Source organism: Martinezella paranaensis, from assembly GCF_014200235.1.
In the GTDB taxonomy this organism is placed as follows: domain Bacteria; phylum Pseudomonadota; class Alphaproteobacteria; order Rhizobiales; family Rhizobiaceae; genus Rhizobium; species Rhizobium paranaense.
Genome location: NZ_JACHBI010000004.1, coordinates 94,105 through 119,516, shown reverse-complemented (window position 1 = coordinate 119,516; position 25,412 = coordinate 94,105). Strand labels below are relative to the sequence as shown.

At 60.6% G+C, this 25,412-nt stretch carries 22 protein-coding genes and 1 riboswitch; of the genes, 13 read left to right on the top strand and 9 right to left on the bottom strand.

What is annotated here, in order from left to right:
* The first annotated feature begins 4 nt into the window (after window positions 1-4).
* Together GGD50_RS11825 and GGD50_RS11820 are read left to right on the top strand one after the other, a co-directional pair.
* The gene (locus tag GGD50_RS11825) at window positions 5-1,075 is read left to right on the top strand and encodes a Gfo/Idh/MocA family protein (protein ID WP_107109788.1); all 1,071 of its coding nucleotides are present in this window, start codon (window positions 5-7) and stop codon (window positions 1,073-1,075) included.
* A gap of 44 nt (window positions 1,076-1,119) precedes the next feature.
* Window positions 1,120-2,199 (top strand): ABC transporter ATP-binding protein, encoded by a 1,080-nt coding sequence (locus tag GGD50_RS11820; protein WP_107109948.1) that lies wholly within the window; start codon window positions 1,120-1,122, stop codon window positions 2,197-2,199.
* Between the two features lie 301 nt (window positions 2,200-2,500).
* Here GGD50_RS11820 and GGD50_RS11815 read toward each other — a convergent pair whose 3' ends face one another.
* From GGD50_RS11815 to epmA, 7 genes are all read right to left on the bottom strand, one after another.
* Window positions 2,501-4,972: a glycoside hydrolase family 2 protein gene (locus GGD50_RS11815; RefSeq protein WP_107109789.1), complete on the bottom strand. Its 2,472-nt coding sequence runs from the start codon at window positions 4,970-4,972 to the stop codon at window positions 2,501-2,503.
* A gap of 62 nt (window positions 4,973-5,034) precedes the next feature.
* Window positions 5,035-5,994, bottom strand: coding sequence for a DUF1839 family protein (locus GGD50_RS11810; RefSeq protein WP_107109949.1), 960 nt, complete (start codon window positions 5,992-5,994; stop codon window positions 5,035-5,037).
* An 8-nt stretch (window positions 5,995-6,002) separates the two neighbouring features.
* A complete protein-coding gene (locus tag GGD50_RS11805; protein ID WP_107109790.1) occupies window positions 6,003-6,911 on the bottom strand; it encodes an amino acid--[acyl-carrier-protein] ligase in 909 nt (302 codons plus the stop codon).
* Window positions 6,912-6,916: 5 nt separating this feature from the next.
* Window positions 6,917-8,110, bottom strand: a complete 1,194-nt coding sequence (locus GGD50_RS11800; RefSeq protein ID WP_107109791.1) for an acyl-CoA dehydrogenase family protein — start codon at window positions 8,108-8,110, stop codon at window positions 6,917-6,919.
* Complete coding sequence (locus GGD50_RS11795; RefSeq protein WP_107109792.1) at window positions 8,110-8,361, bottom strand: acyl carrier protein; 252 nt, start codon at window positions 8,359-8,361, stop codon at window positions 8,110-8,112. Before GGD50_RS11795 ends, GGD50_RS11800 begins: the two co-directional genes overlap by 1 nt.
* 356 nt (window positions 8,362-8,717) lie before the next feature.
* On the bottom strand, window positions 8,718-9,770 hold the full coding sequence (locus tag GGD50_RS11790; protein ID WP_107109793.1) for a lysine-2,3-aminomutase-like protein: 1,053 nt from the start codon (window positions 9,768-9,770) through the stop codon (window positions 8,718-8,720).
* Window positions 9,767-10,831 carry an EF-P lysine aminoacylase EpmA gene (gene epmA, locus GGD50_RS11785; protein ID WP_107109794.1) on the bottom strand — a complete coding sequence of 355 codons (1,065 nt, stop codon included), beginning with the start codon at window positions 10,829-10,831 and terminating at the stop codon, window positions 9,767-9,769. Before epmA ends, GGD50_RS11790 begins: the two co-directional genes overlap by 4 nt.
* A 149-nt stretch (window positions 10,832-10,980) precedes the next feature.
* Between epmA and efp the strand changes: the two genes are divergently transcribed.
* Window positions 10,981-11,550: an elongation factor P gene (efp, locus tag GGD50_RS11780; protein WP_028751515.1), complete on the top strand. Its 570-nt coding sequence runs from the start codon at window positions 10,981-10,983 to the stop codon at window positions 11,548-11,550.
* A 133-nt stretch (window positions 11,551-11,683) separates the two neighbouring features.
* Here efp and GGD50_RS11775 read toward each other — a convergent pair whose 3' ends face one another.
* Together GGD50_RS11775 and GGD50_RS11770 are read right to left on the bottom strand one after the other, a co-directional pair.
* The gene (locus GGD50_RS11775) at window positions 11,684-13,861 is read right to left on the bottom strand and encodes a mechanosensitive ion channel family protein (protein WP_107109950.1); all 2,178 of its coding nucleotides are present in this window, start codon (window positions 13,859-13,861) and stop codon (window positions 11,684-11,686) included.
* Between the two features lie 207 nt (window positions 13,862-14,068).
* Complete coding sequence (locus GGD50_RS11770) at window positions 14,069-15,922, bottom strand: ABC transporter ATP-binding protein/permease (RefSeq protein WP_107109795.1); 1,854 nt, start codon at window positions 15,920-15,922, stop codon at window positions 14,069-14,071.
* 168 nt (window positions 15,923-16,090) lie between these two features.
* Between GGD50_RS11770 and GGD50_RS11765 the strand changes: the two genes are divergently transcribed.
* The 10 genes from GGD50_RS11765 to GGD50_RS11720 all read left to right on the top strand — a co-directional run bounded on the left by GGD50_RS11765 (window position 16,091) and on the right by GGD50_RS11720 (window position 25,411).
* Window positions 16,091-16,933 (top strand): AAA family ATPase, encoded by an 843-nt coding sequence (locus GGD50_RS11765; RefSeq protein WP_107109796.1) that lies wholly within the window; start codon window positions 16,091-16,093, stop codon window positions 16,931-16,933.
* Window positions 16,933-17,355, top strand: a complete 423-nt coding sequence (locus GGD50_RS11760; RefSeq protein WP_107109797.1) for an NUDIX hydrolase — start codon at window positions 16,933-16,935, stop codon at window positions 17,353-17,355. The genes GGD50_RS11765 and GGD50_RS11760 overlap by 1 nt, the downstream gene beginning before the upstream one ends.
* Window positions 17,356-17,434: 79 nt before the next feature.
* Window positions 17,435-17,512, top strand: a riboswitch (SAM riboswitch).
* A 49-nt stretch (window positions 17,513-17,561) separates the two neighbouring features.
* On the top strand, window positions 17,562-18,488 hold the full coding sequence (gene metA / locus GGD50_RS11755; protein ID WP_107109798.1) for a homoserine O-acetyltransferase MetA: 927 nt from the start codon (window positions 17,562-17,564) through the stop codon (window positions 18,486-18,488).
* A gap of 2 nt (window positions 18,489-18,490) precedes the next feature.
* Window positions 18,491-19,678, top strand: a complete 1,188-nt coding sequence (locus GGD50_RS11750) for a vWA domain-containing protein (protein WP_107109799.1) — start codon at window positions 18,491-18,493, stop codon at window positions 19,676-19,678.
* 133 nt (window positions 19,679-19,811) lie between these two features.
* A complete protein-coding gene (locus tag GGD50_RS11745) occupies window positions 19,812-20,234 on the top strand; it encodes a hypothetical protein (RefSeq protein ID WP_146144007.1) in 423 nt (140 codons plus the stop codon).
* A 267-nt stretch (window positions 20,235-20,501) separates the two neighbouring features.
* Complete coding sequence (locus tag GGD50_RS11740) at window positions 20,502-21,527, top strand: aldose epimerase family protein (protein ID WP_107109801.1); 1,026 nt, start codon at window positions 20,502-20,504, stop codon at window positions 21,525-21,527.
* Between the two features lie 112 nt (window positions 21,528-21,639).
* Window positions 21,640-22,413 carry a GntR family transcriptional regulator gene (locus tag GGD50_RS11735; protein ID WP_107109802.1) on the top strand — a complete coding sequence of 258 codons (774 nt, stop codon included), beginning with the start codon at window positions 21,640-21,642 and terminating at the stop codon, window positions 22,411-22,413.
* The gene (locus GGD50_RS11730; protein ID WP_107109803.1) at window positions 22,410-23,441 is read left to right on the top strand and encodes an SIS domain-containing protein; all 1,032 of its coding nucleotides are present in this window, start codon (window positions 22,410-22,412) and stop codon (window positions 23,439-23,441) included. The genes GGD50_RS11735 and GGD50_RS11730 overlap by 4 nt, the downstream gene beginning before the upstream one ends.
* Entirely contained in the window at window positions 23,441-24,598 is a 1,158-nt protein-coding gene (gene nagA, locus GGD50_RS11725) for an N-acetylglucosamine-6-phosphate deacetylase (protein ID WP_107109804.1), read from the top strand. Before GGD50_RS11730 ends, nagA begins: the two co-directional genes overlap by 1 nt.
* An 84-nt stretch (window positions 24,599-24,682) precedes the next feature.
* Entirely contained in the window at window positions 24,683-25,411 is a 729-nt protein-coding gene (locus tag GGD50_RS11720) for an SIS domain-containing protein (RefSeq protein ID WP_107109805.1), read from the top strand.
* The last annotated feature ends 1 nt before the right edge of the window (window position 25,412 follow it).

Below are 25,412 nucleotides of genomic sequence, written 5' to 3'. Positions count from 1 at the left end.
CGACATGTCCGACGTAAAAAAAGTCGCGATCATAGGCCTCGGCATCGGCCGCTCCCATATCGTCGAAGGCTACCTGCCGCATCCGGATCGCTTCGAAGTCGCCGCTCTCTGCGATCTCAACGAGGAACGCCTGAACGCCGTGGGTGACGAATTCGGCATCGGCAGACGCCTCAAGGATTTCGTCGAGATCCTCAACATGCCCGATATCGACATCATCGATATCTGCACGCCGCCGGGCTCGCATTTCCAGCTCATCATACAGGCGCTTGCCGCCGGCAAGCATGTGGTCTGCGAAAAGCCCCTCGTCGGCTCGCTCGCCGATGTCGATGCCGTCATCGCCGCCGAGAAGACGGCCAAGGGCCGGCTGATGCCGATCTTCCAGTATCGCTATGGCGACGGCATCCAGAAGGCCAAGCGCATCATCGAGGCCGGCATCGCCGGCAAGCCCTATGTCGCCACATCGGAAACGCATTGGGTCCGTGGCGCCGACTATTATGCAGTCCCCTGGCGCGGCAAGTGGGATACGGAGCTCGGCGGCGTGCTGATGACGCACTCCATCCATCTGCACGACATGCTCACCTATCTCATGGGACCGATCGCCGGCCTCTTCGGCCGCGTCGCCACCCGCGTCAACGATATCGAAGTGGAAGATTGCGCCAGCGCCAGCCTGCTGATGGAAAACGGCGCACTTGCCACCATCAGCGCCACGCTTGGTTCACAGGAACAGATCAGCCGCCTGCGCCTCGCCTTCGAAAACGTCTTGATCGAAAGCAACCACGAGCCCTACAGCCCCGGCCAGGACCCTTGGAAGATCGTCCCCGCCAATGACGAGATCGGCGCAAAGATCGATGCGCTGCTCGCCGATTGGTCGCCAATTCCGAACCGCTTCAACACGCAGATGAAGCTGTTCCACGAAGCACTGGTATCGGGCGGACCGCTGCCGGTGACGACAACCGATGCCCGCCAGGCGCTGGAGCTGGTCACCGCATTCTATGAATCATCGGAAACGCGCACCGAAGTCCGCTTTCCAGTCGGCCCCGAAAGCACGAAATACAAGAGCTGGAGGCCCGCATGACGACAGCCGTGCGAGCCATCAGGACGAACAAGGAGGAAGCGCCCATGGCGACAAGCGTCTCGCTGCAGAAGGTTATCAAGCGCTATGGCGAGCTTGAGGTCGTCCACGGCATCGACCTGGAAATCGAACCCGGTGAATTCGCCGTCTTCGTCGGTCCATCCGGCTGCGGCAAGTCCACGCTGCTGCGCATGATCGCCGGCCTGGAACCGATTTCCGGCGGCGCGCTCTATCTCGACGGCAGCCGCATGAACGATGTCCCGGCCTCCAAGCGCGGCATCGCCATGGTGTTCCAGTCCTATGCGCTTTATCCGCACATGTCGGTCTACAAGAACCTCGCCTTCGGCCTGGAAACGGCGGGCATGAAGAAACAGGAGATCCAGCCGCGCGTCGAAAAAGCGGCCGAGATCCTGCAGATCAAGCAGCTCCTGCAGCGCAAGCCGAAGCAGCTCTCCGGCGGCCAGCGACAGCGCGTCGCCATCGGCCGCGCCATCGTGCGTGAACCGAAGATCTTCCTCTTCGACGAACCGCTCTCCAATCTCGACGCCGAACTGCGCGTGCAGATGCGCGTCGAGATCGCTCGCCTGCATCAGCGGCTCGGCAATACCATGATCTACGTCACCCACGACCAGACGGAGGCCATGACCATGGCCGACAAGATCGTGGTGCTGAATGGCGGCAATATCGAACAGGTCGGGGCGCCCCTCGATCTCTACAACAAGCCCCGGAACAAATTCGTCGCCGGCTTCATCGGCTCGCCCAAGATGAACTTCCTGGACGCAAAGATCGTCGCCTCCGACGACGGCTCCGCCGTCATCGACCTCGCCGGCCAGACGGTGCGCCTGCCGCGCCGGCTCGGCGGTCTCCAGCCCGGCCAACCCGTCACCCTCGGCGCCCGCCCGGAACATCTGAACGTCGGCGACCGCGGCCTGGCGCTGGGCAGCGCCCGCGTCGATCTGGTCGAACATCTCGGCGGCCAGACGATCCTCTACGTCACGCTGCATGGCGGCCAGGCACTGACGGTCGCGCTGGAAGATCAGCAGGCCATTCGCGCCGGAGAAACAGTCAGCATCCACATCGATCCCGAGCGCTGCCATCTGTTCGGGCCGGATGGGGTGACGTTGTAGGAGGAGCCAGCGCAGGACCTATCTCGCCCCTGGCGGGCGAGAAAGCAATTTCACTGGTTTAGGAATTGCGACACCGCAAGCTCCGCATATCCAAAAGTCACGCGCAATTTCTAAGCCATTGAAATTGCAAGAGAGGGGGCCACGTCTTGCACCGATAGTTTTCGAGATCGGTGCGTCCCTTCCTACCCCCGCTCTTGTAAAAACTAAGAATTAGACGAGGGACGAGCCCTCGCCTAATTCTAAGTTTTTACTTTCTCGCCCGCCAAGGGCGAGATAGGCCGCTGCGCTTGCCGCGCCTCAATCACACTTCGACTATCCCCCGGCCACCCAAAGTCCTGATCTGACCTGTGGGAACAGTCTCTACCGAAGTTCCAGCCCTCGTATAAAGCCTCAACCGCCGGGTCCCACCGGGAGCGAGGTGGAACCAGTCGTCCTCCGCCCGATAGGCTTCGAAATCGATCTGTACCGATTGTGCCAACCGGTCGCTGCGCAGATCAAGGAACCAGTGATCGTCCTGCTGCACGACGGAAGCTGTGATTTCGGCCTCGTGAAAGGCTTTTGTCCTGCCCAGGGGGAAGTAGAAGGCTTCAGTAATCAGCGCCCCTGTCTCGCGCGCTGTAAGCCGCGCCACCGTCACATCATGTGACGGCGGGCCGAAACGGAAGGCATAGGTCGTGTCGAAGAAGGCGCCGAAGAGATCGGTGCAGGCGATCTTGTGCTTGCCGCGGGCTTCGACCGACAATTCCCGCTTCCCGCTGACCACGGTCTGGCGGCCGTCGCGCAGGCAGACCGCGTCTAGATCGAGGTCGAGGGCAACATCGCCCTCGTTGATGACATGCACATCGAGGCCATTGGTGCCTTCGTCGGTGAGCAATACTTGCACCGGCCGAAAGGCGCGGCGGAGCGCATACCATATGGGCTTCGGCTCACCGGTGGAGTCAATCACGCCCCAGCCGGGGCCGGGCAACAGATCCTGTAGCGTCCAGACAAGGGCACCGTTGCAGCCGGAGCCCTGCCGCCGCCATTCGGCATAGGTTTCTTCCGCGACTTCGCCGGTAACGGCGCGAGACAGATCAAGATAGAGATCCGGATCTTCGCGCCGCAGGCGGCTTGGTTCGAAGCCGTAGAGTTCGCTGACATAATGATCGCGCACATCCTCGAAATCCCAGGAAGCACCGCGATCGCGCGGCACCCGCTCTTTCCATAGCGGGCTATGGACTGCCGGCACTGGCAAATGCCGCGCCAAGGTCCGGGCCTGCGGCACATGCGCGAAAGCCAGACTTTCCGCCGCGAAGCGAACGTCGGCGCGGCGCGCATCGCCAAGCGGCCGCATATAGGCGCCGACGCCATAGTAATGCGTCACCCCCGCATTCGAGGAAAACGGCATGGCGCCGCCCGAGGGGGAATTGACGACATAGGGAACATCGGGCCGCAGCGACTTTACGATGGCCGGAATGATTTCCTCCACGATCGGGCTCGCCCAGAAGCGTTCCGGCAAGCCCATCATTGCCGCCTGCTGGTGGATCTCGCTACCGCCGCAAAGCACAGCGAGCGAGGGCGACAGGCGCGTACTCGAAAGAAGCTGCGCCGCCTCCGCCTCGACATGGGCATTGAAGGCCTTGTCGTTCTTCAGATAGTCGAAATTGGCGAACATGAAATCCTGCCAAACCAGCAAGCCGAGTTCGTCGCAGAGCCGGAAGAATTCCGGGGTCTCATAGGCCATGGTGCCGCCGATGCGGACCATGTTCATGCCCGCCTCCGCCGCCAGCCGCAGCCAGGGCTCGTAATCTTCACGGCCGCCAGGCAAGCGGGCAATATCCGCCGTCGTCCAGACGGCGCCACGGCAGAAGATGCGCTCGCCATTGACAACAAGCGCGAAATCCTGACCGTCCGCGCTGCGATCGACCGCAAGCCGGCGGAAGCCAGTACGCCCGAGCGGGTGCTCGACACCATCGACGATCAGCGCGACGTCATGGAGATAGGGCGTTCCGTGGGTGTGCGGCCACCACGGCGTCACACCAGGGATTTTCAGGATCGCCGTGTAGCGACCGCCATTGTCCTTCTCAAAGGCCTGTTCGACGCCACCACAGCGAAGCACGATCTCACCGACCTGTCCCTCAACAATGAGCGAGGCATAAAGCCGGCCCTCGTCATCCTCCAGCAGATCCGGACGTAGCGAAAGATCGCGAATGATCGGGCTATGCGGGCGAAACAGTGAAATCGGCCGCCAGGGGCCAACCGCATGGATTTCCGGGCACCAGCCGGGCATGTGGCCGAGCAGTGTCGTCCGTACCAGGCGCAGCCCCTGCGGCGTGATCATCTGCGGCCGCCACCGGGCTCTGGGGCCGGGTTCGGCAAGCCGTGGCTCCAGGGCACGAAAACACAGTGCCAGTTCGTCGCCGCCCAGCAGATGGACGGCGAGTTCGTGCGACTCGAACATGCTCTCGGAAACGAGGATTTTTGTGCCGTTCAGAAAGACGTCGCAGAGCATCGCCAATCCTCCGAGCCGCAGAACCGCATTGCCGGGGTCGGCGTCAACCAATCTGCAAAGATACCAGGCGTCCTTGTCGTTCAGCGGATGGGGATGCTCACGATTGAAAAGCCCGGCCTTTTCCAGCGCCCCGGCCACCGTGCCTGGCACCGACGCGGGGATGAACCCGGCCGAAAGCGGCACGTCCGAAGGCGAAGCGCAGGCGCCCGCATCCGTCAGAACCAGGTTCCACCCTTCGCTCAGCAGCGTCTCGCCGCCAATATCAGCCAAACGCCCGTGCATTGCATTCCTCAGCTCAGAACAGGATTCCCAAAGAGCAGGCTTTGGGAGGAGATCACGTTCGCCTACAGCTTTTGTTCAAGCAGCCCCATCATCGAATCCCATGCATCCGCGGCCGGATCAAGGGCCGTCTGCAACGGCTCGAATTTCTTGCGTGTTACGGCGCGGGCGAGCTGAAACTGCACGGATTTCGCCACTTCCGAAATTCGCCGGGCCTCGCCAGCAGCTTCCGAAAACGCCCCCGACAGCCAGTCGAGATGACTGCCCGCCAGCTCGAAATTGGCGCCGAGCTGGCGCAGCGTATTGAAGGCATATTTGTGGAAAAAGCCGAAGGGCCGTTCGGCTACCACTTCCACCTGCGCCGGGAAAACCGCTGCGAAGGCACGGATGGGATTGGCCGCGGGACGGCGGCGGAAATGGAAGGCCAGAAGTTGCCTGGACGTCTGCCGGATGGCGGCCTCGCCCGGCACATTCTCGGGAAACTTCGCGAATTCCGTATAGGGCAGGAAGGGCAGATCTTCATCCGTCAGATGCAATTGAAACAGCCCGTCGAAATCTTCGCCCGACAGCCGGAAGAAGCCGCCATTGTGGAAATAGTCGAGCTCGCGGCCCGCCATGTCCAGCCTGTTGATGGCGACGGTCGTCTTGCCGTGCTCGCGGCGATAGCCGACACCCTGAGTGTCCGGCATGTAGAAGGAATCCATCTCGACCAGGCAGAGCCGGCGACGGCCGATCTGCTCGGCGACGTGGTGCTGGATCTTGTCGTAGATTGCGAGTTCCGTGCAGCGGATGCCGTACAACGCTTCCAGATCTTCGAGCGGCACTTTGAAGAAGGTAAACTGATCACCCTCGAAATCTTGGCCCACCGTGAAGCCGAGCATGGCTTCCGGCGACAGTTTCAGGCTTGAGAGCACCTCGATCCAGAGATCGATATAGCAATTGGTTTCCGGCCACACGCGCTCGCTGTCGTGCAGCGCATGGGACCTGTAGCTGGTGGGATCGAGTCCCGCGAAGACGGAAGCCATGGAACCGATCAGCCCCACAGCGCCTTGCGCACGCTTTCGGGCCATTCCTTGGTGTCGAGACCGTGGTGATGGAACAGCGCCAGCGCAATGCGTTCCAGACCGAAGCCGACGCAGGCCGTGTGTGCAACGCTGCCGTCCTCGAAGTTCAAACCCCATTTCGCGCCGAAGGCGTCCTGGTGATAATTGAAGCTCATGCAAGCGGTCGGATTGGCCGAGGAGGTGATCTGGATCAGCAGCTCGAACTTCAGGTTCTGGTCGCGCTGGTTGTTGGCGAGCATCTTGCCGGCGCGGCCGAAGAACGGGTCGTTGGCGACATCGATGGTCACTTCAAGGCCGACGGCCCTCATCATCTCGACGCCGCGATCCATCCAGTTCTGGCGGAAATCCGTCACATGCTTATCGGTGCCCATGCAGACATATTCGCGCATGCGGAACAGTTGCTGACGGGCCGGATCCTTGGAAGGCTCATGGCGGAAGCAATAGGACTGCAGGTCGAAGAGCGCGCCGCTCTCAGGCAACGCGCCACGCTTGGCGACCGTCGGGTAGAGCGGATAGCAGGCCGCCGGCGTCAGTACGATGTCGGTCGCTTCCTGATCCTTCGTCCAATCTTCTCCCACCTCCATGCACTTCAGGAGGCTCATGTGATCGAGCTCGTTGCCGCAGAAGCTGTGCACCGTGCCGGCAAGCTGCGGGAAGCTCTTCATGTAGCCGCTCTTTTCGAAGAAGGCGCGGTTCATGCCGGGCGGAAAGCGGATGGCCTCGGCACCATCGGCGCCGCCGAACTTGTCGATCAGCCTCTCGAAAGCGGAAATGACGTCTTCGAACTGGCCGCTGCGGCCATAGAGGCCATCAACGCCGGTGTCGATCAGAAGACCGGATTCAAAAAGGCGGTCGAGAAACGAGGTCTGCATATCCATGACGATTATCCCAGTAGGCTGGTATCTTGTTTGTGGACGAGCAACATGGTCGACGTATTGCCGAGAATGCGGTCGTTCGAGATCATCAGTTGAGCGGAGTGCGCATCGCGCAAATGGCGGCCGAGGCTGTAGGGCGTGCCGTTCTTGTAGCCCATGATGCCGCAGATCAGCATCGCATGGTTGATGATCGGCAGGATCATCTCCGACGACGCGATCTTGACGTTGTTCATGGCGACGGCAAACGCCATCGAAGAGAGCCGGTCGGCATCGGCCTTGGCCTCTTCATAGACTTTCAGGCCGGCGACGACATTCGACTTCACCATCTGCAGCAGGCTGGAAACTTCCGCCAGCCGCAACGCGCCGGGCGGCTGCTGGCCAGGCGACTTGCGGGCCGCGGCGCGCACGAAAGCCTGGGCGCGGGCCACCGCGTCGGCTGCGATGCCATACCAGACGCCGCTCCAGAGCAGATGCGAGCTTGCCAACATCGACTGCGCGGCAATCTCGGCAAACGGCTTCGGCAGGATCTGCTCGGCCGGTGCTTCGCCTTTGAACAGGAAGCCGTCGGAGCAGGTGCCGCGCATGCCGAGCGTGTTCCACTCGATGGTGCGCTCCAGCGTGTATTGATCCCTAAGGAATACCGTCATGACCTGATCGGAGGAAGCCGCCTCGGCATGGCTGCGCGAGGTGATGAGAATAGCGTCTGCATGGGCGCCATAGGAAATGACGGTTGCGTCCTTCTCGAGGAAGCACTGGTCGCCTTCCACCTTGATGGCGCAGATACTGTTGCGGAGATTGCCGCCGATGCCGCCTTCGGTCGTCGCCGATGCCAGCAGAAGCTGTTCCTTGGCGATGCGGTGCATGAACTCGCGGTGCCAGTCGCTCTCAGCACCATGCTCGACCAGGCTCGACAGCTTGATCTGATGCATGGCGAAGACCATGGCGCTGGCCGCGCAGGCCTGGCCGAGAATCGAGCAGAGTTCGGCTATTTCGGTGGTCGATGCACCCTCGCCGCCAAGATCGGCGGGGATCTGGATCGACAGCAGCCTTTCGGCGCGCATCGCGTCCACAGCCTCGCGCGGGAACCGGCCCTCTATGTCGACTGCATCAGCATGTTTACCGGCGATCGCCGCAACGCGTGCGGCACGCACCGCCGCCGTATCTGCGGCTCCGGCTTCAACCAAAGCGACCGCGACACTCATCAGGCAACCTTTCGGCTGTCCAGGATCATGCCGACCGTCTTTTCGATGGCGACGATGCTGGCAAAGGATTTGCGGTTCAGCAGATTGTCGGGAAACTCGATGTCGAAGGCTTCTTCGATGCCAAGCATGAGCTGCACCGACGCAAAGGAAGACAGCCCGGCCGCGTAGAGATCGGCGTCGTCGGCAATCTGATCCATCGCAACGGGGAGCGCACCAAACTTGGCCAGCAAATCGCGAATCGTCTCATTCATCCTTTAGTCCCTCCAAGCGATCGTAAACGCGACGGCAGCAACGCCGTCCTATCCTGCGCCGAGAAGTAACAGGGAAAATAGAACATTCCGCTAAGCGACGTGGTAAATATAACCAGGATATACTTATCAAGAAAATCTTATTTTTTAGATTTTTCTAAAAGAAATTTACGATATTTAAGCCATATAACATGTCGTTTACGGGACAATATCTTACAATTCTAAAATCTGTACGGAATGAGGTGCGGAAAAATGGTACTTGACCGCAAGGTTAATGCACCAAATTTTTCCCAGCAAAGTTCATTTACAAAAGCGGCGCTACAGACATCCTGAAGTAGCGGAAACGGCCAGTGAGCAGACTATCCTTCCGGCGGATAGATATGCTCGCCGCCACGATAATCCGAGATGGAATAGCAGCCTTCGCCGATCTCGCGGACGGCGTTTCTGCCGATGTCTGCCTTGCCGTGCCCACCTGGGATATCGAGGATATAGGTGGGCTGGCAGAGGCCGGAAATGCGGCCGCGCAGCGCGGCGACGATCTTCTGCCCCTCCGCTATCGTCAGGCGGAAATGGCTGGTGCCGGGGGCAAGATCGGGATGATGCAGGTAATAAGGCTTGATCCGCGTCTCGACGAAAGCCTTCATCAACGCCGCCAGCACATCCGGATCGTCGTTGACGCCCTTCAGCAAAACGGATTGGCTGACCAGGACAACGCCGGCATCGACAAGCCGCGCGCAGGCGGCACGCGCCTCGGCGGTCAGCTCGCGAGGATGGTTGGCATGCAGCGCCACATAGACCGTCTTGCCGCTCGCCTTCAGCGCCGCGATCAGCGCCTCGTCGATCTTCAGGGGATCGACGACGGGCACGCGAGTGTGGAACCGGACAATCTTCACATGGTCGATATCGGCGAGCGCACTGAGCATCTCCTCCAGCCGGCGCGGCGACAGCACCAACGGATCGCCGCCGGTCAGGATAACCTCCCAGATCTCGCGGTGATCGCGGATATAGGCGAAGGCGGCATCGAGTGCCGCCGCATCCAGCGTGCCGAGACCCTGCGGCCCGACCATCTCGCGACGGAAACAGAAACGGCAATAGACAGGGCAGACATGCACGGCCTTCAACAGCACACGGTCGGGATAGCGATGGACGATCCCCTCGACCGGACTATAGGCATGATCACCGATCGGATCGGCCCGCTCTTCCGGCGTAACGACAAGTTCGACCATGTCAGGCACGAATTGCCGCGCAATCGGATCGGCTGGGTCGCTGCGGTCGATCAGCTTTGCCATCGTAGGCGTCAGGGCAATGGCATAACGCGCGGCAACCGCCTCCAGCGACAGAGCCTCACCGGCATCGATCAAACCGGCCTGTTCAAGGTCGTCGACGCTTCTGATCGGACGCATCACGTTCATGAACCAAACTCCGAAACGGGCGCCCAGAGCACCTGTTCGATCCGCGATGCACCCGTCGCCAGCATCACCAGTCGATCGAAGCCGAGCGCTATGCCGCTCGCCTCCGGCATGACGGCAAGGGCTTCGAGAAACTCCTCATCCAGCGGATAGGTCTCGCCGTAGATGCGAGCCTTCTCGGCCATCTCTATCTCAAACCGCCGCCGCTGCTCGTCGGCATTGGTGAGTTCGCCGAAAGCATTGGCGAGCTCGACGCCGCAAGCATAGAGCTCGAAGCGCTCAGCCACGCGATGATCGCGCGCCGAGGGCCGGGCAAGGGCCGCTTCCGAGACCGGATATTCGTCGAGGATCGTCGCCCGGCCGAAGCCAAGATAGGGCTCGACCTTCTCGACCAGCACGCGGCTGAAAAGATCGGGCCAGTGATCGTCTTTTGCCACACGCATACCCACGCGCTGCATCTCGGCCGCCAAATGTTCGCGATCCGTCGATCCGTCGAGGCCGATCGAGCCCAGCAGATCGATCTTGGCATAACGTTCAAAGGCGGCAGCGACGCTGATGCGCTCCGGCGCAAGGAACGGATCGGTTTCGGCGCCGCGATAGCTGAGTTTCTTTGCCCCCACCGTCTCCGCCGCCAGCGCCAGCAGCGCAGCACAATCGGTCATCAGCGTCTCGTAGGTCTCGCCCGCCCGATACCATTCCAGCATGGTGAATTCCGGATGGTGCAGCGGCCCGCGCTCGCGGTTGCGATAGACATGGGCGAAGCAGGCAATGCGCTCCTCGCCGGCGGCGAGCAACTTCTTGCAGGCGAACTCCGGCGAAGTGTGGAGATAGAAGGGCGCCTTCTGGCCATCCGTCGTCAGCGCCTCGGTGGCGAAGGCATGAAGATGCGCCTCGTTGCCCGGCGACACCTGCAGCGTCGGCGTGTCGACTTCGATGAAATCGTTGCGGATGAAGAATTCACGCAGAGCCGCCTGGATGGCATTGCGGCCAATGAGGAACGGCCGCCGATCCGCGTGGACGGTGCGGGTCCACCAGGGGGACGCTTTGCTGCTCGTTGGCTCCATTGCACGCTTTCTTCTCGGGTCGCCAGGGATGGGGGTGGCTATTTCTGTTGATTTAGGGTAGTTGCGCCCCCAAGCAAACAATAGCTGCGTCGCGAGGTGCATTTCGACAGTCCTCTACGACGTGACAGGCCGAGTTACAAGGAAGTCTTATGGTCAAGGTCATCGCCTCTTCAGTCCGCAAGGGCAACGTTCTCGACGTCGACGGCAAACTCTACGTCGTTCTCACCGCTCAGAACTTTCATCCGGGCAAGGGCACGCCGGTCACCCAGGTCGACATGCGCCGCATCGTCGACGGCGTAAAGGTGTCCGAGCGCTGGCGCACCACTGAGCAGGTCGAGCGCGCCTTCGTCGAAGACGTGAACTTCCAGTACCTCTATGAAGATGGCGAAGGCTTCCACTTCATGAACCCGGCCAACTACGACCAGGTCGTCGTCGACGTCGAAACCATGGGTGACCAGAAGGCCTATCTGCAGGAAGGCATGACCTGCATCCTGTCGATCCACGAAGGCATTCCGCTGGCACTTGAGCTGCCGCGCCACGTCACGCTGGAAATCACCGAGACCGAACCGGTCGTGAAGGGCCAGACGGCATCGTCCTCCTACAAGCCCGCCATGCTGTCGAACGGCGTGCGCACCATGGTGCCGCCGCATATCAACGCCGGCACCCGCGTCGTCATCGCCACGGAAGACAATTCCTACGTCGAGCGCGCCAAGGACTGAGTGATCGGCCTATCGTTCAACGGAAACGCCCTATCCTTGCGGATGGGGCGTTTTTGTTTTTGGGCCTTGGCATGGTGATGGTCAGGTGAACGTTCTACCGCCGCGATTACGTGCGTGGCCCCTCAGCCCAGCTTCAGCCGCCCTCTTCTGCGGTCGGGGCGGCCTTTCTCAACGCAATCGCATTGTTCACTGCAAGTGCAGCGGCTGTGGCGGTCGAGGTGCTGGACACTGTAGGCGCGCCGTCAGCGCCAACCTTTCCTTCATTGGCGACCTGAACCGTCGGAGAGGCGAATTCAATGCCGTTTTCGGCGAATACCTCGCGGATCATCGCGTAGGCGCGCCGTCGGATCCCGGACTGATGACCGGGCTTGGTGGTCATAGCAAAGCTGACGGTCATTCCGTAGTCTCCGAACTGCTCGACGCCCTTGAACTTTACGGTCTCGAGGATCAGCGGCCCGAATTCCGGATCTTCGAGCAACGTCGCTCCGACTCCCTTCACCAGCTTCTTCACCTTGACGAGATCAGTGTCGAAGGCCACGTCGATCTTAAACTTGTCGATCGCCCAATCCCGCGACATGTTTTGGACCGCGCCGAGGACGCCAAAGGGCACGGTAAAGACCGGACCGCGATGGTGCCGCAATCGCACCGATCGGATGCTGAAGGATTCAACGGTGCCCTTGTAGCTGCCGCTCTGGATGTATTCGCCGACACGGAAGGCGTCGTCCATCATGTAAAACACGCCGCTGAGGACGTCCTTGACAAGTGTCTGCGAGCCGAAACCGATGGCTACGCCGAAGATGCCTGCGCCGGCTATCAGCGGGCCAATCGCGACCCCGAGTCCCGACAGCACCGTCAGGATCGCGATGACGGCAATCAAGACGGCGAGGAAGTTCTTGAGAATCGGCAGCAGCGTCAGAAGGCGGCCATTCCGGGCTGCTTCTGCAGCATCGTTATCGGCAGCATGCGCCTTTGCTAGCCTACTCTCGATCAGAGCCTTCACAACTTGCCAAAGAATGTCGGCCACAAGAAGAATTACGACACCGCTTAGCACGCCGCGGAAGATACGGCTCGCGGTCTCGTCCTGCATCATCATTGAGTTAAGGCGCATCACGCTCGTCAGCCACAGAGCCGCAAGTGCGATGAAGACGGCCCTTGCAGTGCGTTCGACGATGACCTCGAGAACCGGCTTCGCGGCACCCGCATCGCTAGCGGAGCGCAGAAACGCGCCGTGGGTAACGGCGGTCACGATCTTTAGACCGGCGGGGACAAGAATGAGATAAGCGCAAAGCCACATCAGGACGCTCGCGCCACCCACCCAGAGGACCCAGATCAGGCATAGCCAGAAAACGAGTAGCCAGTCCAACACGCCATGGCGGCTGTGATGCTCGGTCTCGCGCGGACGGTGCCATGCCATCTCAATCGCCGATGCAAGCAGGAGAAGGCCGAGGCAATAGACGACCACTTCCCTCGCTGCAGGCAGGAAGCCGAGATCAAGCATGATACCATTCGCTGCCCAGCCAAAAACGAAGATTGAAATGAACAGGGTTAGGCGGCTGAACCAGAAATGGGCGGCACTTTCCCCGATCGGAATCAAGCGCGTCGCGCCATCGCCACTTTCGTTGGGGTAGGGCGTCAGCAAGATCCTGGTAAGACGGATCATGAAGCGTCCGGCAATCAATCCAAGCAGAGTTGGCACTATAAGTTCTGTCAATAGTTGCGGCCAACTGAAACTCAAGAAAAGGCCCAGGCTTGCGATGCCGAAGATCACGAGGGGCGCAATCTCCGCAAAGAGATACCGGCCCAGAATTTGGAAACCACTCGGTGGAGACTGCGAGGCATCTACCTCCCGGTTCGTTTGCATGCGGCGTGCAAAACGGCCAAATACCCATTCAACAGTTCGACCAATCGCCACAAGAAGCAGGAAGAAAGTCAGGACGGTGATTGGTCGGCGATCGTTAATGCCCGCCATCGTCGTCTCTCTGGCCTTCTCGAACTCGCCCGGCACGAGTGGCACTGCGGCCACGACCGACGTCACATGATCCCTTATGGCGTTGAGCCGCTGCGTGAATTCGTTGGCGGAGGCGCCCGGCATCCCTTCGTCTGCTGGGGCCGGCTTGGCGCGCGAAGCGAGCAACGACCGAATGTCGGCGTCGTCGAGGAGCTTTGTAAGCTGATTGATCTTCTGCTGCGTCGCCTCAGAGACGGCAGTTTGATCGGCGGCTAGGCCGGCGCTGCCGCTGGCCACAATCAACAGAAACGCCGCCAAGATAATGAATGGCCTTGACCAGACTAATCGCGCACTCGTGAACATCATGCTCCGCCCCCTCCCTCAATATACAGTCATTATCCGCTCACTTTCGAAAAAAGCCTAATTTTGTTGAAGCATCATCTCGCTTTTTGGCGGACTGCGGCGCTCAACGACACGCTCACAGGCGGTAGATGATAAGTTACAAGAGCGGGGGGAGGGGCCAGGCAGAAAATTGCGTCGTCCGTAGCCGTGCCTGACTATCGCCCCAAACTACCGCGACGGCGAATTCGCCCTCTTGGGGCTTATATCCGGTATCGCTACGGCCGGCGGCACGACTTCGGCGACGACCTCCTCGTGCGGCACCAGTGCCTGCAGGTGCAGCACGCGCGGCGACATTGCCTGGAGATAGGCTTCGGAACGGCCGATATAGATGACGGTGGCGTCGGTGAATTCCGTCAGCAGCGCCGAGAACTTGGCCTGGATATCCGGCTCCAGCCCTTCCATGACTTCGTCGAGGATGATCCATTTCGGTTGCGCCAGCAGCAGATGCGCGAAGGAGAGCGCCTTTTGCTCGTCATTGTCCAGCAGCCGATCCCAACGCGCCTGCGTATCGAGCCGGCTCTTCAGGCGGCTAAGGCCGACCCTGTCCATCGCGGCCTCGACGGCGGCATCCTCATAGGCATCCCGATCCTCGGGGAAGCAGATCGCTTCGCGGAGCGTACCGCCCGGGACATAGGGCGTATGCGGCATGAACAACATGTCTTCCATCGGCGGCAGGCTGATCTTGCCGGCGCCGCAGTTCCACTGATGCGCCAGCGACTGGAACAGCAGCCTGCGGTTCACGCCATGATCGCCGTTGACCATGATGTGCTCGCCGGCGGCAATCGTCACCGTGCCTTCGCGGATACGGAAACCGTTCTCGATGACATCCTCGCTGGTCTTGGTGGAAATCTCCATATCCGTCCAGACCATTTCACCGGGCGCAGCATGATCGAAAGCAATGGTGTGCGGCATGACCGTGCCGTCATCCATCTCCGTCAACGCCTGACGGAAATCGGTGACACGCATCAGTGTGGCCCGCCACTCTGCGATCGGGCCGAAATTGGCGACATACCAACGCAAGGCGGAATTGACCTGGTTGAAGGCACCGACCGCCACCATCAACTGACCGATGGTCAGTCCGCCGGAGAAATAGGCGGGCGCAGCCACCAGGATCGGAATGATCAGCACCAGCCAGCCATAACCGGCCGAAACCCAGGTGAGATTGGTATTGGCGATGGCGAGCTGGCGGATGACGGCAAGCACAGCGGAGATATCGAGATTGATCCGCCGGCGCTCATTCTCCTCGCCGCCGGCAATGGTGATCGCCGGCATATGCTCATTGGCATGCATCAGCGCAAAGCGCAGCTCGGCTTCCTTGGAATAGCGGTCGGCGTTCAGCCGCACCAGCCGGCGGCCGACGAACTGGCTGAGGAACGAGGCAGACCCCGCATAGATGATCGCCGCCCAGACCATGTAACCGGGAATGGAGAAGCTCATGCCTTTGAAATTGAAGACCATGCCGCTGGACAATTCCCAGAGCACGCCGATGAAGCTCAGCAGCAGGATCGTCGCCTGCACCAGGCCGATCGCGAGGCCTGTCGTGCTTTCAGCCAGATTGCGCGCATCCTCATGCAGCCGCTGATCCGGATTGACGCCGATCAAGCCGGAGGAGGCGAGACGAAGCGCACGCTTGGCCTGCAGCCATTGGTCGACGAGATCGCGCGCCAAGCCCTCGCGCATATAGAGCGCGGTCATTTGATTGAGCCATGCCTGCACGACGTTGAGGACCAAAAGCAGGCCTGCGATAATGCCGAAGACGCCGAGCTGATGGAAGAACGCATGGGTGTCGCGCCGCGCCAGCGAATCGTAAAATGGCGCATTCCAATTGTTGAGAAGAACCTGGACGTACGCCGTAACCAGGATAATCACGAACAATGCGATCGTAAGGGAAATAATCTTGATGCGTACCGCCGAATTCCAAAAAGCGGAAAACATCATGCGCAGCCGATAGAGAACGCTAAAGTCGTAACCGACCCGGTCAGCACTCTCGATATTCGGCTTGGCTTGTGCTTCAACTGCCATCAACAGGTCCCTGCAACGCACTTAATCCCCAGTTAATCATGACCTGCTCACATGTCCATCCATGCGTTACATCAGCGTGATCACGTTCAGTATATACACCGTTTCACGCCTTGAACCGAATAAGGCCAAGGGATAGCTTGCGCCCGAAAGATTGATGAAAGCCTTCCAATGCAATTTCACGGCACCGCGGACTATATTGCCGACAAGGATCTGATGGTCGCCGTCAATGCCGCCATACGGCTGGAACGACCGCTTTTGGTGAAAGGCGAGCCGGGAACCGGCAAGACGGAACTGGCTCGTCAGGTCGCCGCGGCCCTGGGTCTCGACCTCATCGAATGGAACATCAAATCCACCACGAAGGCGCAGCAAGGCCTCTACGAGTATGATGCCGTCTCGCGCCTGCGCGACAGCCAATTGGGCGACGCCCACGTCAATGACGTCAGGAACTACATCCGCCAAGGCAAGCTCTGGCAGGCCTTTACGGCACCGAAGAAATGCGTGCTGCTGATCGACGAGATCGACAAGGCCGACATCGAATTCCCGAACGATCTGCTGCAGGAACTCGACCGCATGGAGTTCCATGTCTACGAAACCGGCGAAACGATCCACGCCGCTGTCAGACCGATCGTCATCATTACTTCGAACAATGAAAAGGAGCTGCCAGACGCCTTCCTGCGCCGCTGCTTCTTCCACTATATCCGCTTCCCCGATGCTGAAACGCTGACGCATATCGTCGAGGTGCACTATCCCGGCATCAAGCAGGCGCTGGTGCGGGCGGCACTCACCCAATTTTTCGAGATCCGCGATGTGCCGGGGCTGAAGAAGAAACCCTCGACCTCCGAAGCGCTCGATTGGATCCGCCTGCTGGTCGCCGACGACGTCGATCCCGCCACCCTGCGTGCCGATGCGAAGAGCGCGCTGCCGAAGCTGCATGGCGCGCTGCTAAAGAACGAGCAGGACGTCCATCTCTTCGAACGGCTGGCCTTCATGGCGCGCGGGCAAGGGAAATGATGCAGCCGGATGCAGTGAAGGTCTTGATCTACGCGTTGCGCGACCGGCATCTGCTGGTATTCGATGAGCCGGATTTTCCCGCCATCCAGCTCCAGGTTCCCGGCGGCACCGTCGAACCCGGCGAAGATATTGCAACGGCGGCGGCGCGCGAATTCGAAGAGGAGACCGGTTTTGCGCCGGACGAACTCCATCCGCTCGACGTCCATGACTACCGTTTCGAGAAGGAAGGTCGCGAGCACCATCACCGCCGGCACTATTTCCGCTGCCATATCTCCGAGACGGCGCCTGCCACCTGGCTTCACTACGAAATGACGCCGTTCGGCGGCGGCGATCCGATTGGCTTCCGTTTCTTCTGGCTGCCGATCGAGGACGCCAAGCAACGTCTGGGCTATGGCATGCAGGCACTCCTTGAACATCTGTAGGCTACATCCGAAATAGGGCGCGGCCGCCAGCTTCCTTCAACGCTTGCCCCATTGACCCGCCGGGGTAGCAGGTCTATTGAATTTCTCCCGTGGTGATTTGGCCGGCCGGCTTGCAGCCACGTTAAAAAAGTCGCTAAAGGGCCGCGTGCGGACCGGTAGCGATTCTTATCGCGGCCGGTTTTTTTGTTTTTGGTCGAGTGACAACGATGCCCATCAAGATTCCCGATACGCTGCCCGCGTTTGAAGCCCTCCAGAGCGAGGGTGTGCGGGTGATGACCGAAACGGTGGCAATCCGGCAGGATATTCGCCCCCTTCAGATCGGGCTTCTCAATCTCATGCCGAACAAGATCAAGACCGAAGTTCAGATGGCGCGCCTTGTCGGCGCCTCGCCGCTCCAGGTGGAATTCTCGCTGATCCGCGTTGGCGGCCACAAGGCCAAGAATACATCCGAAGAGCATCTGCTCGCCTTCTACCAAACCTGGGAGGAGGTGAAGCACCGCAAATATGATGGCTTCATCATCACCGGCGCGCCGATCGAGCTGCTGGATTATGAGGAAGTCACCTACTGGGACGAGATGCAGCAGATCTTCGACTGGACGGCGACCAATGTCCATTCCACAATGAACGTCTGCTGGGGCGCAATGGCGGCTGCCTATCATTTCCATAAGGTGCCAAAATATACGCTGAAGGAAAAAGCCTTCGGGGTCTATCGCCACCAGAACCTGAAGCCCTCCTCGGTCTATCTCAACGGCTTCTCCGATGATTTCGCCATTCCGGTCTCGCGTTGGACGGAAGTGCGTCGCGCCGACATCGAAAAGGTGCTGGGATTGCAGATCTTGATGGAATCGAGCGAGATGGGCGTCTGCCTGGTCCACGAGCAGGCCTGTAATCGGCTCTACATGTTCAATCATGTGGAGTATGATTCCACTTCGCTGGCGGACGAATATTTTCGGGACGTGAATGCGGGCGTGCCGATCAAGATGCCGCATAATTATTTCCCGCATAACGACCCGGAGATCGCACCGCAGAACCGTTGGCGCAGCCATGCGCATCTGTTCTTCGGCAACTGGATCAACGAGATCTACCAGACGACGCCTTATGATCTCGAGGAGATCGGCCAAGAGAGGTTCTGAGCTTGTTCATTCCCTTCCTCCTGAAGCTGAAGGAAGCAAAGGTTCCGGTGACACTCCGGGAATTCCTGTCGCTTCTGGAGGGAATGGAAGAGGGGATCGCCGATTACGACGTCGAGGCCTTCTATTATCTGGCCCGCGCGACGCTGATCAAGGACGAGCGCTTCATCGACCGTTTCGATCAGGTCTTTGCCGATTATTTCCGCGGTGTCGAGGCCGTCGGCGGCGATACGGCGCCGGCTGAGGCGGTCGCTATCCCCGATGAATGGCTGCGCAAGCTGGCCGAAAGACATCTGGCGGACGAGGAAAAGAAGCTGGTCGAGGCGCTCGGCGGTTTCGAAAAGCTGATGGAGACGCTGCGTGAGCGTCTTGCCGAACAACAGGGCCGACATCAGGGCGGCTCGAAATGGATCGGCACGGCGGGCACGGCGCCATTCGGCGCCTATGGCTATAACCCGGAAGGCGTGCGCATTGGCCAGGATGCGTCCCGTCACCGCAAGGCGGCGAAAGTCTGGGACCGTCGAGAATTTCAAAACCTCGACGACAGCGTCGAGCTCGGCACCCGCAACATCAAGGTGGCGCTGAAACGGCTGCGTCGCTGGGTGCGCGAAGGGGCGGCCGAAGAGCTCGACCTTTCCGGCACGATCCGCTCCACCGCCGAGCACGGCTATCTCGACGTCCAGACCCGGCCCGAACGGCGCAATGCCATCAAACTGCTGATGTTCTTCGATGTCGGCGGCTCGATGGACGATCATATCCGCGTGGTCGAGGAACTATTCTCCGCGGCCCGCGCCGAATTCCGGCACATGGAATATTTCTACTTCCACAACTGTCTCTACGAAGGCGTGTGGAAGGACAATCGCCGCCGGCGCGCCGATGCCACCGCGACGACCGATCTGATCCGTACCTTCGGCCCGGATTATCGCGTCGTCTTCGTCGGCGATGCCTCGATGAGCCCCTATGAGATCACCCATCCCGGCGGCTCGGTGGAACATTGGAACAAGGAGGCTGGCGATATTTGGCTCAGCCGCATCACCGGCCATTTCCGCAAATGCGTCTGGCTCAATCCCGTGCCGGAAAATTACTGGGGCTACACGACCTCGATCTCCATCATCCGCCGCCTGCTTACGGAGCGGATGTATCCTCTGACGCTCGGCGGCTTGGAGAAGGCGACGAGGGAATTGTCGCGCTGAGCTACGTCTCCTCGGGGCAGCCGCAGCCTTTGCAAGCCGAAATGCCACCAAATCACCACAACCCCTTGTAGAAAGAAACATGCGGCATTGGTGAATACTATCCCGGATCACGGGGAAATTGGTGGAGATGTGCGTGCGCTACGCTGTTAAATTGCTTCTCTTCATCTCAACCGTTTTGTTGGTCTCGCATCAGGCAAGATCGGAAGAAGGTAACTTCTCCGGTCAGTGGGAGCAGATCCATTCCGACGCCGGTCCATGCGAAAAATGCCTTGTGGGAATAGTAAGGCAGGGCAAATTCATGATGATCAGCGCAAACAACGGCTGGAGCGCCACGGCGGAGACGAGCAGAAACGGAAATGTGAGCTACGCGGCAGGCACAGGCCAATGGGACGCCCAGATAGAAAAATATAGCCAAAAGGCGTTCGATATCCTTCTTACCATTCGCGGCGATAGGCTGATGGTGATCATAACAACCGAAAAAGCGGACGGGTCGAAACAATCGATCAAAGCGTTTTTCAGCAGGCGGGCAGCTAAACTTCTTTACGACAAGGCGTAGCTCGAACGCACATCTTCACGGATCAGGCAACGAGCACTCTTGCTCGGTATAGGCAAAGCACACACAGATGATGGGAAAATCGGCCGCCTGTCGTACGCGCTGCACATTTGCGGCGCAATTTGCCAGTCCGAAGCTATCGGCGAACGCCGTATGCAGCCTTGATCCCCCTCTGCCCGCCCCTAAATTTCGCGATCGGACCGGTTGCGGAGCGGCGCAAATGGGGGCAGGGTCTGGCCTCGAATTTTCGATAGAAATGGATGAGTTGATATGACGAAAGATAGTTTGGAGCGGGAAGTTTTCGGAACGACGGCCGATGGAGAAACGGTCTATCGCGTCAAGATATCAGGCGGCGGTCTGACGGCCCATATCATGACCTGGGGTGCCGTCATTCAGGACCTGCGGCTGGACGGCCACGGCCCGGCGCTGCTGCTCGGCTTCGACAATTTCGCCGATTATCCGGCCCATTCCTCCTATTTCGGCGCCACACCCGGCCGCTGCGCCAACCGCATCGGCGCCGGCCGTTTCACGCTGGACGGCAAGGACTATCAGCTCGATCTCAACGAAAAAGGCGTTACCCATCTGCACGGCGGCAGGGACAACACCGCCAAGCGCAACTGGACGATCGTCGAGCACGCCGCCGACCGCGTCGTGTTGAAGATCGTCGATCCCGACGGCCGGGCCGGCTATCCTGGCAATTGCACGATCCAGGCGACCTATTGGGTACATGGCAATGGCGAATTCTCGGTCACCTATGAATCGACGACCGACAAGCCGACGCTCGCCAATGTCTGCCAGCATGCCTATTTCAACCTCGATGGACGCGACGACGCGCTCGGCCACGACATCATGATCGCCGCCGACCATTACACGCCGACGGACGAGAAGCAGATACCGACGGGCGAAGTGCGTCCCGTTGCCGGCACCGTCTTCGATTTCCGCGAAATGGCGCCGATGAAGCGCTTCGATGGCGCCGAACAGGCGCTCTACGACCATAATTTCTGCCTGTCATCCGAACGCACCGCCAAGCGCTCTGTGGTGCTGGCGCGCAGCGTCAATTCCGGCGTGTCGCTGGAAGTGCGCACGACCGAGCCCGGCGTGCAGTTCTATGCCGGTTTCAAGCTGGATGTGCCCGTTCCCGGTCACGATGGCCAGAAGATCGGTCCCTTCGCAGGTTTCTGCCTGGAAACTCAGGTCTGGCCGGATGCCATCAACCACCAGAACTTCCCGAACGCCGTCCTTCGCCCCGGTGAAGTGCTGCGGCAGGAAACGGACTACATCTTCACCAAGAATTGAGCTGACGACATCCTTTTCGACCGGGCGCACATCACGCCCGGTCGATTCATTTTTGGCCGATAGATCAGATTCACCTTGCAGATTGGTTCTAAATAGGTTCTATAAAGAACTCATGGATAGAACCAGTTTGATCGCTGAATTGAACAGCCGTGGTCTGCGCGACGAGGCCATGACCGGCCCGTTGTACAAACGCCTGGCACAGGCGCTGACCGGCCTTATCCAGGAAGGCCTGCTGAAATCCGGAACGGCTTTGCCGGGAGAGCGTGATCTGGCCGAGGCGCTGCAGGTCGGCCGCGTCACGGTCCGCACCGCCTATCGCGATCTGCTTGCCTCCGGCGCGATCGAGTCGCGCCATGGCAGCGGCACTTTCGTGTCGCAGCGCGTCGAGCGTATCGAACAACCGCTCTGGCGCCTCTCTTCCTTCTCGGCCGATATGCGCTCGCGTGGCCGCGAGCCGGCGGCAAAGATCCTATCGCGCACCGTCAGCGCCCCTGCCCCCGAAGAATCCTTCCTGCTCGGTCTCGGCCTGGACGAGCCGGTGCTGCGGCTCGACCGCCTGCGCCTGGCGGACGGCCAGCCGCTCGCCATCGAGCGCGCCGTCGTGCCGATCAAATTTCTCGGCGAGGATGCGGTTTCAGAGGGTTCGCTCTATGATGCGCTGGCTGGGAACGGCTTCAAGCCGGTCCGGGCTCTGCAGCGACTGACAGCAGTGACGCTCGATCCGACCTCCGCGTCGATCCTCAACGTCAAAGCCGGCGCGCCCGCGCTTTTGATCGAACGTATTTCACGCCTGGAAGACCAGCGCGTCGTTGAATACACCCGCTCGCATTATCGCGGCGATGCCTATGATTTCGTTGCCGAATTGAGAATTGGAGATGACTTATGAGCGAGACCCAATCCCTGATGCTGACGGAAGCCGGCCAGTCGCCGGACGTCGTCGCGGCCCTGCTTGAAAAAGAAAAGCCCGTCTTTGCGGAAATCGCAAAGCTCTTCGCCTCCACCCGCCCCTCCCTGATCACCACGGCGGCGCGCGGTTCTTCCGATCACGCAGCCACTTTCTTCAAATATCTCTTCGAAATCTCCCACGGCGTGCCCGTCGCCTCGGTCGGCCCATCGATCGCCTCGGTCTATGGCGCCCCTCTGCACCTGAAGGGCGGCATCCACTTCACCGTATCGCAATCCGGCGGCAGCCCCGACATCATTGCGCTGCAGGCCGCCGCCAAACAGGGCGACGCCACCACAATCGCCGTCGTCAACGTCACCGACAGCCCGCTCGCCAAGGAGGCCGATATCGTGCTCGGCCTCAATGCCGGCCCGGAAAAAAGCGTCGCCGCCACGAAATCCTTCATCGCCTCCGCCGCAGCACTTGCCGGCGTCACTGCCGCAATCTCGAAAGACCAGGCGCTTGCCGCCGGCCTCACCAAATTGCCGGAAGCGCTAGCCGCGACATCGGGGATCGACGGCCAGGCCGCCGAGGACGTGCTGTTCAACGCCACATCGCTTTATACCGGCGGACGCGGTCCTGCCTTCGCTATTGCGCTGGAGGCAGCGCTGAAGGCCAAGGAAACCTCCGGCCTGCATGCCGAAGCCTTTTCGCTTGCCGAGCTGATGCACGGACCGATGCGACTGGTGCAGCCGGGCTTCCCGATCGTCGCCTTTTCACCCGATGATGCGGCCTTCGCCAACAACGCCCAGGCGCTGGAGCGCCTGCAGAAGCTCGGCGCCACCGCCGTATCCTTCTCCACCGCGCCCCTCCCCGGCATCAATCTGCGCATGCCGAGCACCGGCAACGGCCTGCTCGACCCGCTGGTGTCGCTGCTCTGCTATTATCGCCTCATCGAGTCAGTGACCCGGCGCAAGGGTTTCGATCCGGATAAGCCGGCTAATCTTCTTAAGGTAACGGAGACCATGTGATGGACTACAAGGTCTTTACCGGCGCCCGCATCTTCGATGGCGACCGGTTTCATGAGGACAGTGCGCTTGTGATCGGCAATGGCCGCGTACACGCCATTACAGGCGCGAACGACGTGCCCGACAATGCCGAAACGATCCGCTTCAATGGCGGCGTGTTGGCCCCCGGTTTCATCGATGCGCAGGTGAACGGCGGCGGCGGCCGCATGCTGAACGACGAGCCCTCGCCCGAATCCATGTACATGATCGCCGAGGGGCACCGTCCCTACGGCACGACATCGGTGCTGCCGACGCTCATCACCGATGTCGCAGCAGCTACGACGGCGGCGATCGAAGCCGCCATCGAGGCCGTCAAGGCCAATCGCGGCGTCGCCGGCCTGCATCTCGAAGGTCCGCATCTGGCGCCGGCCCGCAAGGGTGCGCATCTCGCGGAACTGATGCGCCCGGTCGAAGACGGCGACGTCAAGACCTTCATCCGCGCCCGCGAAGCGATCGGCACCCTGTTGATCACTATGGCGGCCGAGCAGGTTACAGAACGCCAAGTGCAGGCGCTGAACGAAGGCGGCGTCATCGTCAGCATCGGCCACAGCGACAGCACGGCGGACGCGGCCGATGCCCGCTTCGACGCAGGCGCCCGTGGCGTCACGCATCTGTTCAATGCCATGAGCCAGTTGGGCCATCGCGCCCCGGGCCTCGTGGGAGCTGCGATCGACCATCCCGCGCCCTGGTGCGGCATCATCGCCGATGGCCACCATGTCGATCCGCGAGCCCTGCGCATCGCGCTGCGCGCCAAGCGTGGCGAAGGCCGGCTGTTCTTCGTCACCGACGCCATGTCGCTCGTCGGCACCGACCTTCCGAGCTTTACCCTGAACGGCCGCACGGTCTATCGCACCAAGGGCGGCTATTGCTCGAAGCTGACGCTGGACGACGGCACGCTTGCCGGCTCCGACGTCGATATGGCCTCGACGATCCGCTACGGCGTCGACATCCTTGAATTGCCGCTGGCGGAAGCCCTGCGCATGGCGACGTCCTATCCGGCACAGTTCCTGCGGCTCACCGACCGTGGATATCTGACGCCCGGCACGAGGGCCGATCTCGTCCATATCAACAACGGCATCGAAGTCACCGCAACGTGGATTTCCGGCCAGCGATCGGCCTAGAGCAATTCCAGGAAAAGTGCGTGAGCCGCTTTCCATTCGGAATTGCGTGGAAACAAAGAGATAGAGCAAACGAGAGAGGCACAGATGACCGCAGTCACGGACAGCTATTTCTCCGCCCTCATTGGCCGGCTGGAAACCTTGCGCGAAACGCTTGCCGAGCCGATGGAAAAGGCAGTCGACGTCATCTCAGCGGCGGCGCGCGCCGATCGGCGCGTCTATGTCTTCGGCACCGGTCATTCGCATATGCTGGCGGAAGAGGTGCATTACCGCGCCGGCGGTCTGGCCTTCACCATCCCGGTGCTGGTCGGCTCCGCCATGCTACATGAAGGCGCAGTCATCAGCTCGGTCTACGAGCGCACCGAGGGTCTGATACGGCCGATTTTCGAGCGCTACGGCATGCAGCCCGGCGATGTCCTGATCATCGCCTCCAATTCCGGCGTCAATGCCGCCCCGATCGAGGCCGCCGATTACGGCCGTGAGATCGGCGCGACCGTTATCGCCATCACCTCACTCGCCTACTCCGCAGCCATTGCCAATGGCCGCCTGCGCTTGGCCGATATTGCCGACATCGTCCTCGACAACGGCCTGCCGCCGGGCGACGCCATCATCGATCTGCCGGGGAGCGATTTGAAGGTCGGGCCCGCGTCGACCGCGATCGGCGCGACCGTGCTGAACGCCATCTTCGCCGAAGTCGCCGCCGAGCTTTGCAAGGACGGCGACCCGCCGGTCTATCTCAGCGCCAACATGCCGCGCGCCAAGGAGATCAATCAGCGGCTGGTCAAAAAATACCGGCCGCGCAATCCGCATCTCTGAT

Excerpts from the sequence above, each read along its gene's own strand:
- GGD50_RS11825 (WP_107109788.1), top strand. The coding sequence starts at position 5 with ATGTCCGACGTAAAAAAAGTCGCGATCATAGGCCTCGGCATCGGCCGC.
- GGD50_RS11820 (WP_107109948.1), top strand. The coding sequence starts at position 1,120 with ATGGCGACAAGCGTCTCGCTGCAGAAGGTTATCAAGCGCTATGGCGAG.
- GGD50_RS11815 (WP_107109789.1), bottom strand. The coding sequence starts at position 4,972 with ATGCACGGGCGTTTGGCTGATATTGGCGGCGAGACGCTGCTGAGCGAA.
- GGD50_RS11810 (WP_107109949.1), bottom strand. The coding sequence starts at position 5,994 with ATGGCTTCCGTCTTCGCGGGACTCGATCCCACCAGCTACAGGTCCCAT.
- GGD50_RS11805 (WP_107109790.1), bottom strand. The coding sequence starts at position 6,911 with ATGGATATGCAGACCTCGTTTCTCGACCGCCTTTTTGAATCCGGTCTT.
- GGD50_RS11800 (WP_107109791.1), bottom strand. The coding sequence starts at position 8,110 with ATGAGTGTCGCGGTCGCTTTGGTTGAAGCCGGAGCCGCAGATACGGCG.
- GGD50_RS11795 (WP_107109792.1), bottom strand. The coding sequence starts at position 8,361 with ATGAATGAGACGATTCGCGATTTGCTGGCCAAGTTTGGTGCGCTCCCC.
- GGD50_RS11790 (WP_107109793.1), bottom strand. The coding sequence starts at position 9,770 with ATGAACGTGATGCGTCCGATCAGAAGCGTCGACGACCTTGAACAGGCC.
- epmA (WP_107109794.1), bottom strand. The coding sequence starts at position 10,831 with ATGGAGCCAACGAGCAGCAAAGCGTCCCCCTGGTGGACCCGCACCGTC.
- efp (WP_028751515.1), top strand. The coding sequence starts at position 10,981 with ATGGTCAAGGTCATCGCCTCTTCAGTCCGCAAGGGCAACGTTCTCGAC.
- GGD50_RS11775 (WP_107109950.1), bottom strand. The coding sequence starts at position 13,861 with ATGTTCACGAGTGCGCGATTAGTCTGGTCAAGGCCATTCATTATCTTG.
- GGD50_RS11770 (WP_107109795.1), bottom strand. The coding sequence starts at position 15,922 with ATGGCAGTTGAAGCACAAGCCAAGCCGAATATCGAGAGTGCTGACCGG.
- GGD50_RS11765 (WP_107109796.1), top strand. The coding sequence starts at position 16,091 with ATGCAATTTCACGGCACCGCGGACTATATTGCCGACAAGGATCTGATG.
- GGD50_RS11760 (WP_107109797.1), top strand. The coding sequence starts at position 16,933 with ATGCAGCCGGATGCAGTGAAGGTCTTGATCTACGCGTTGCGCGACCGG.
- metA (WP_107109798.1), top strand. The coding sequence starts at position 17,562 with ATGCCCATCAAGATTCCCGATACGCTGCCCGCGTTTGAAGCCCTCCAG.
- GGD50_RS11740 (WP_107109801.1), top strand. The coding sequence starts at position 20,502 with ATGACGAAAGATAGTTTGGAGCGGGAAGTTTTCGGAACGACGGCCGAT.
- GGD50_RS11735 (WP_107109802.1), top strand. The coding sequence starts at position 21,640 with ATGGATAGAACCAGTTTGATCGCTGAATTGAACAGCCGTGGTCTGCGC.
- GGD50_RS11730 (WP_107109803.1), top strand. The coding sequence starts at position 22,410 with ATGAGCGAGACCCAATCCCTGATGCTGACGGAAGCCGGCCAGTCGCCG.
- nagA (WP_107109804.1), top strand. The coding sequence starts at position 23,441 with ATGGACTACAAGGTCTTTACCGGCGCCCGCATCTTCGATGGCGACCGG.
- GGD50_RS11720 (WP_107109805.1), top strand. The coding sequence starts at position 24,683 with ATGACCGCAGTCACGGACAGCTATTTCTCCGCCCTCATTGGCCGGCTG.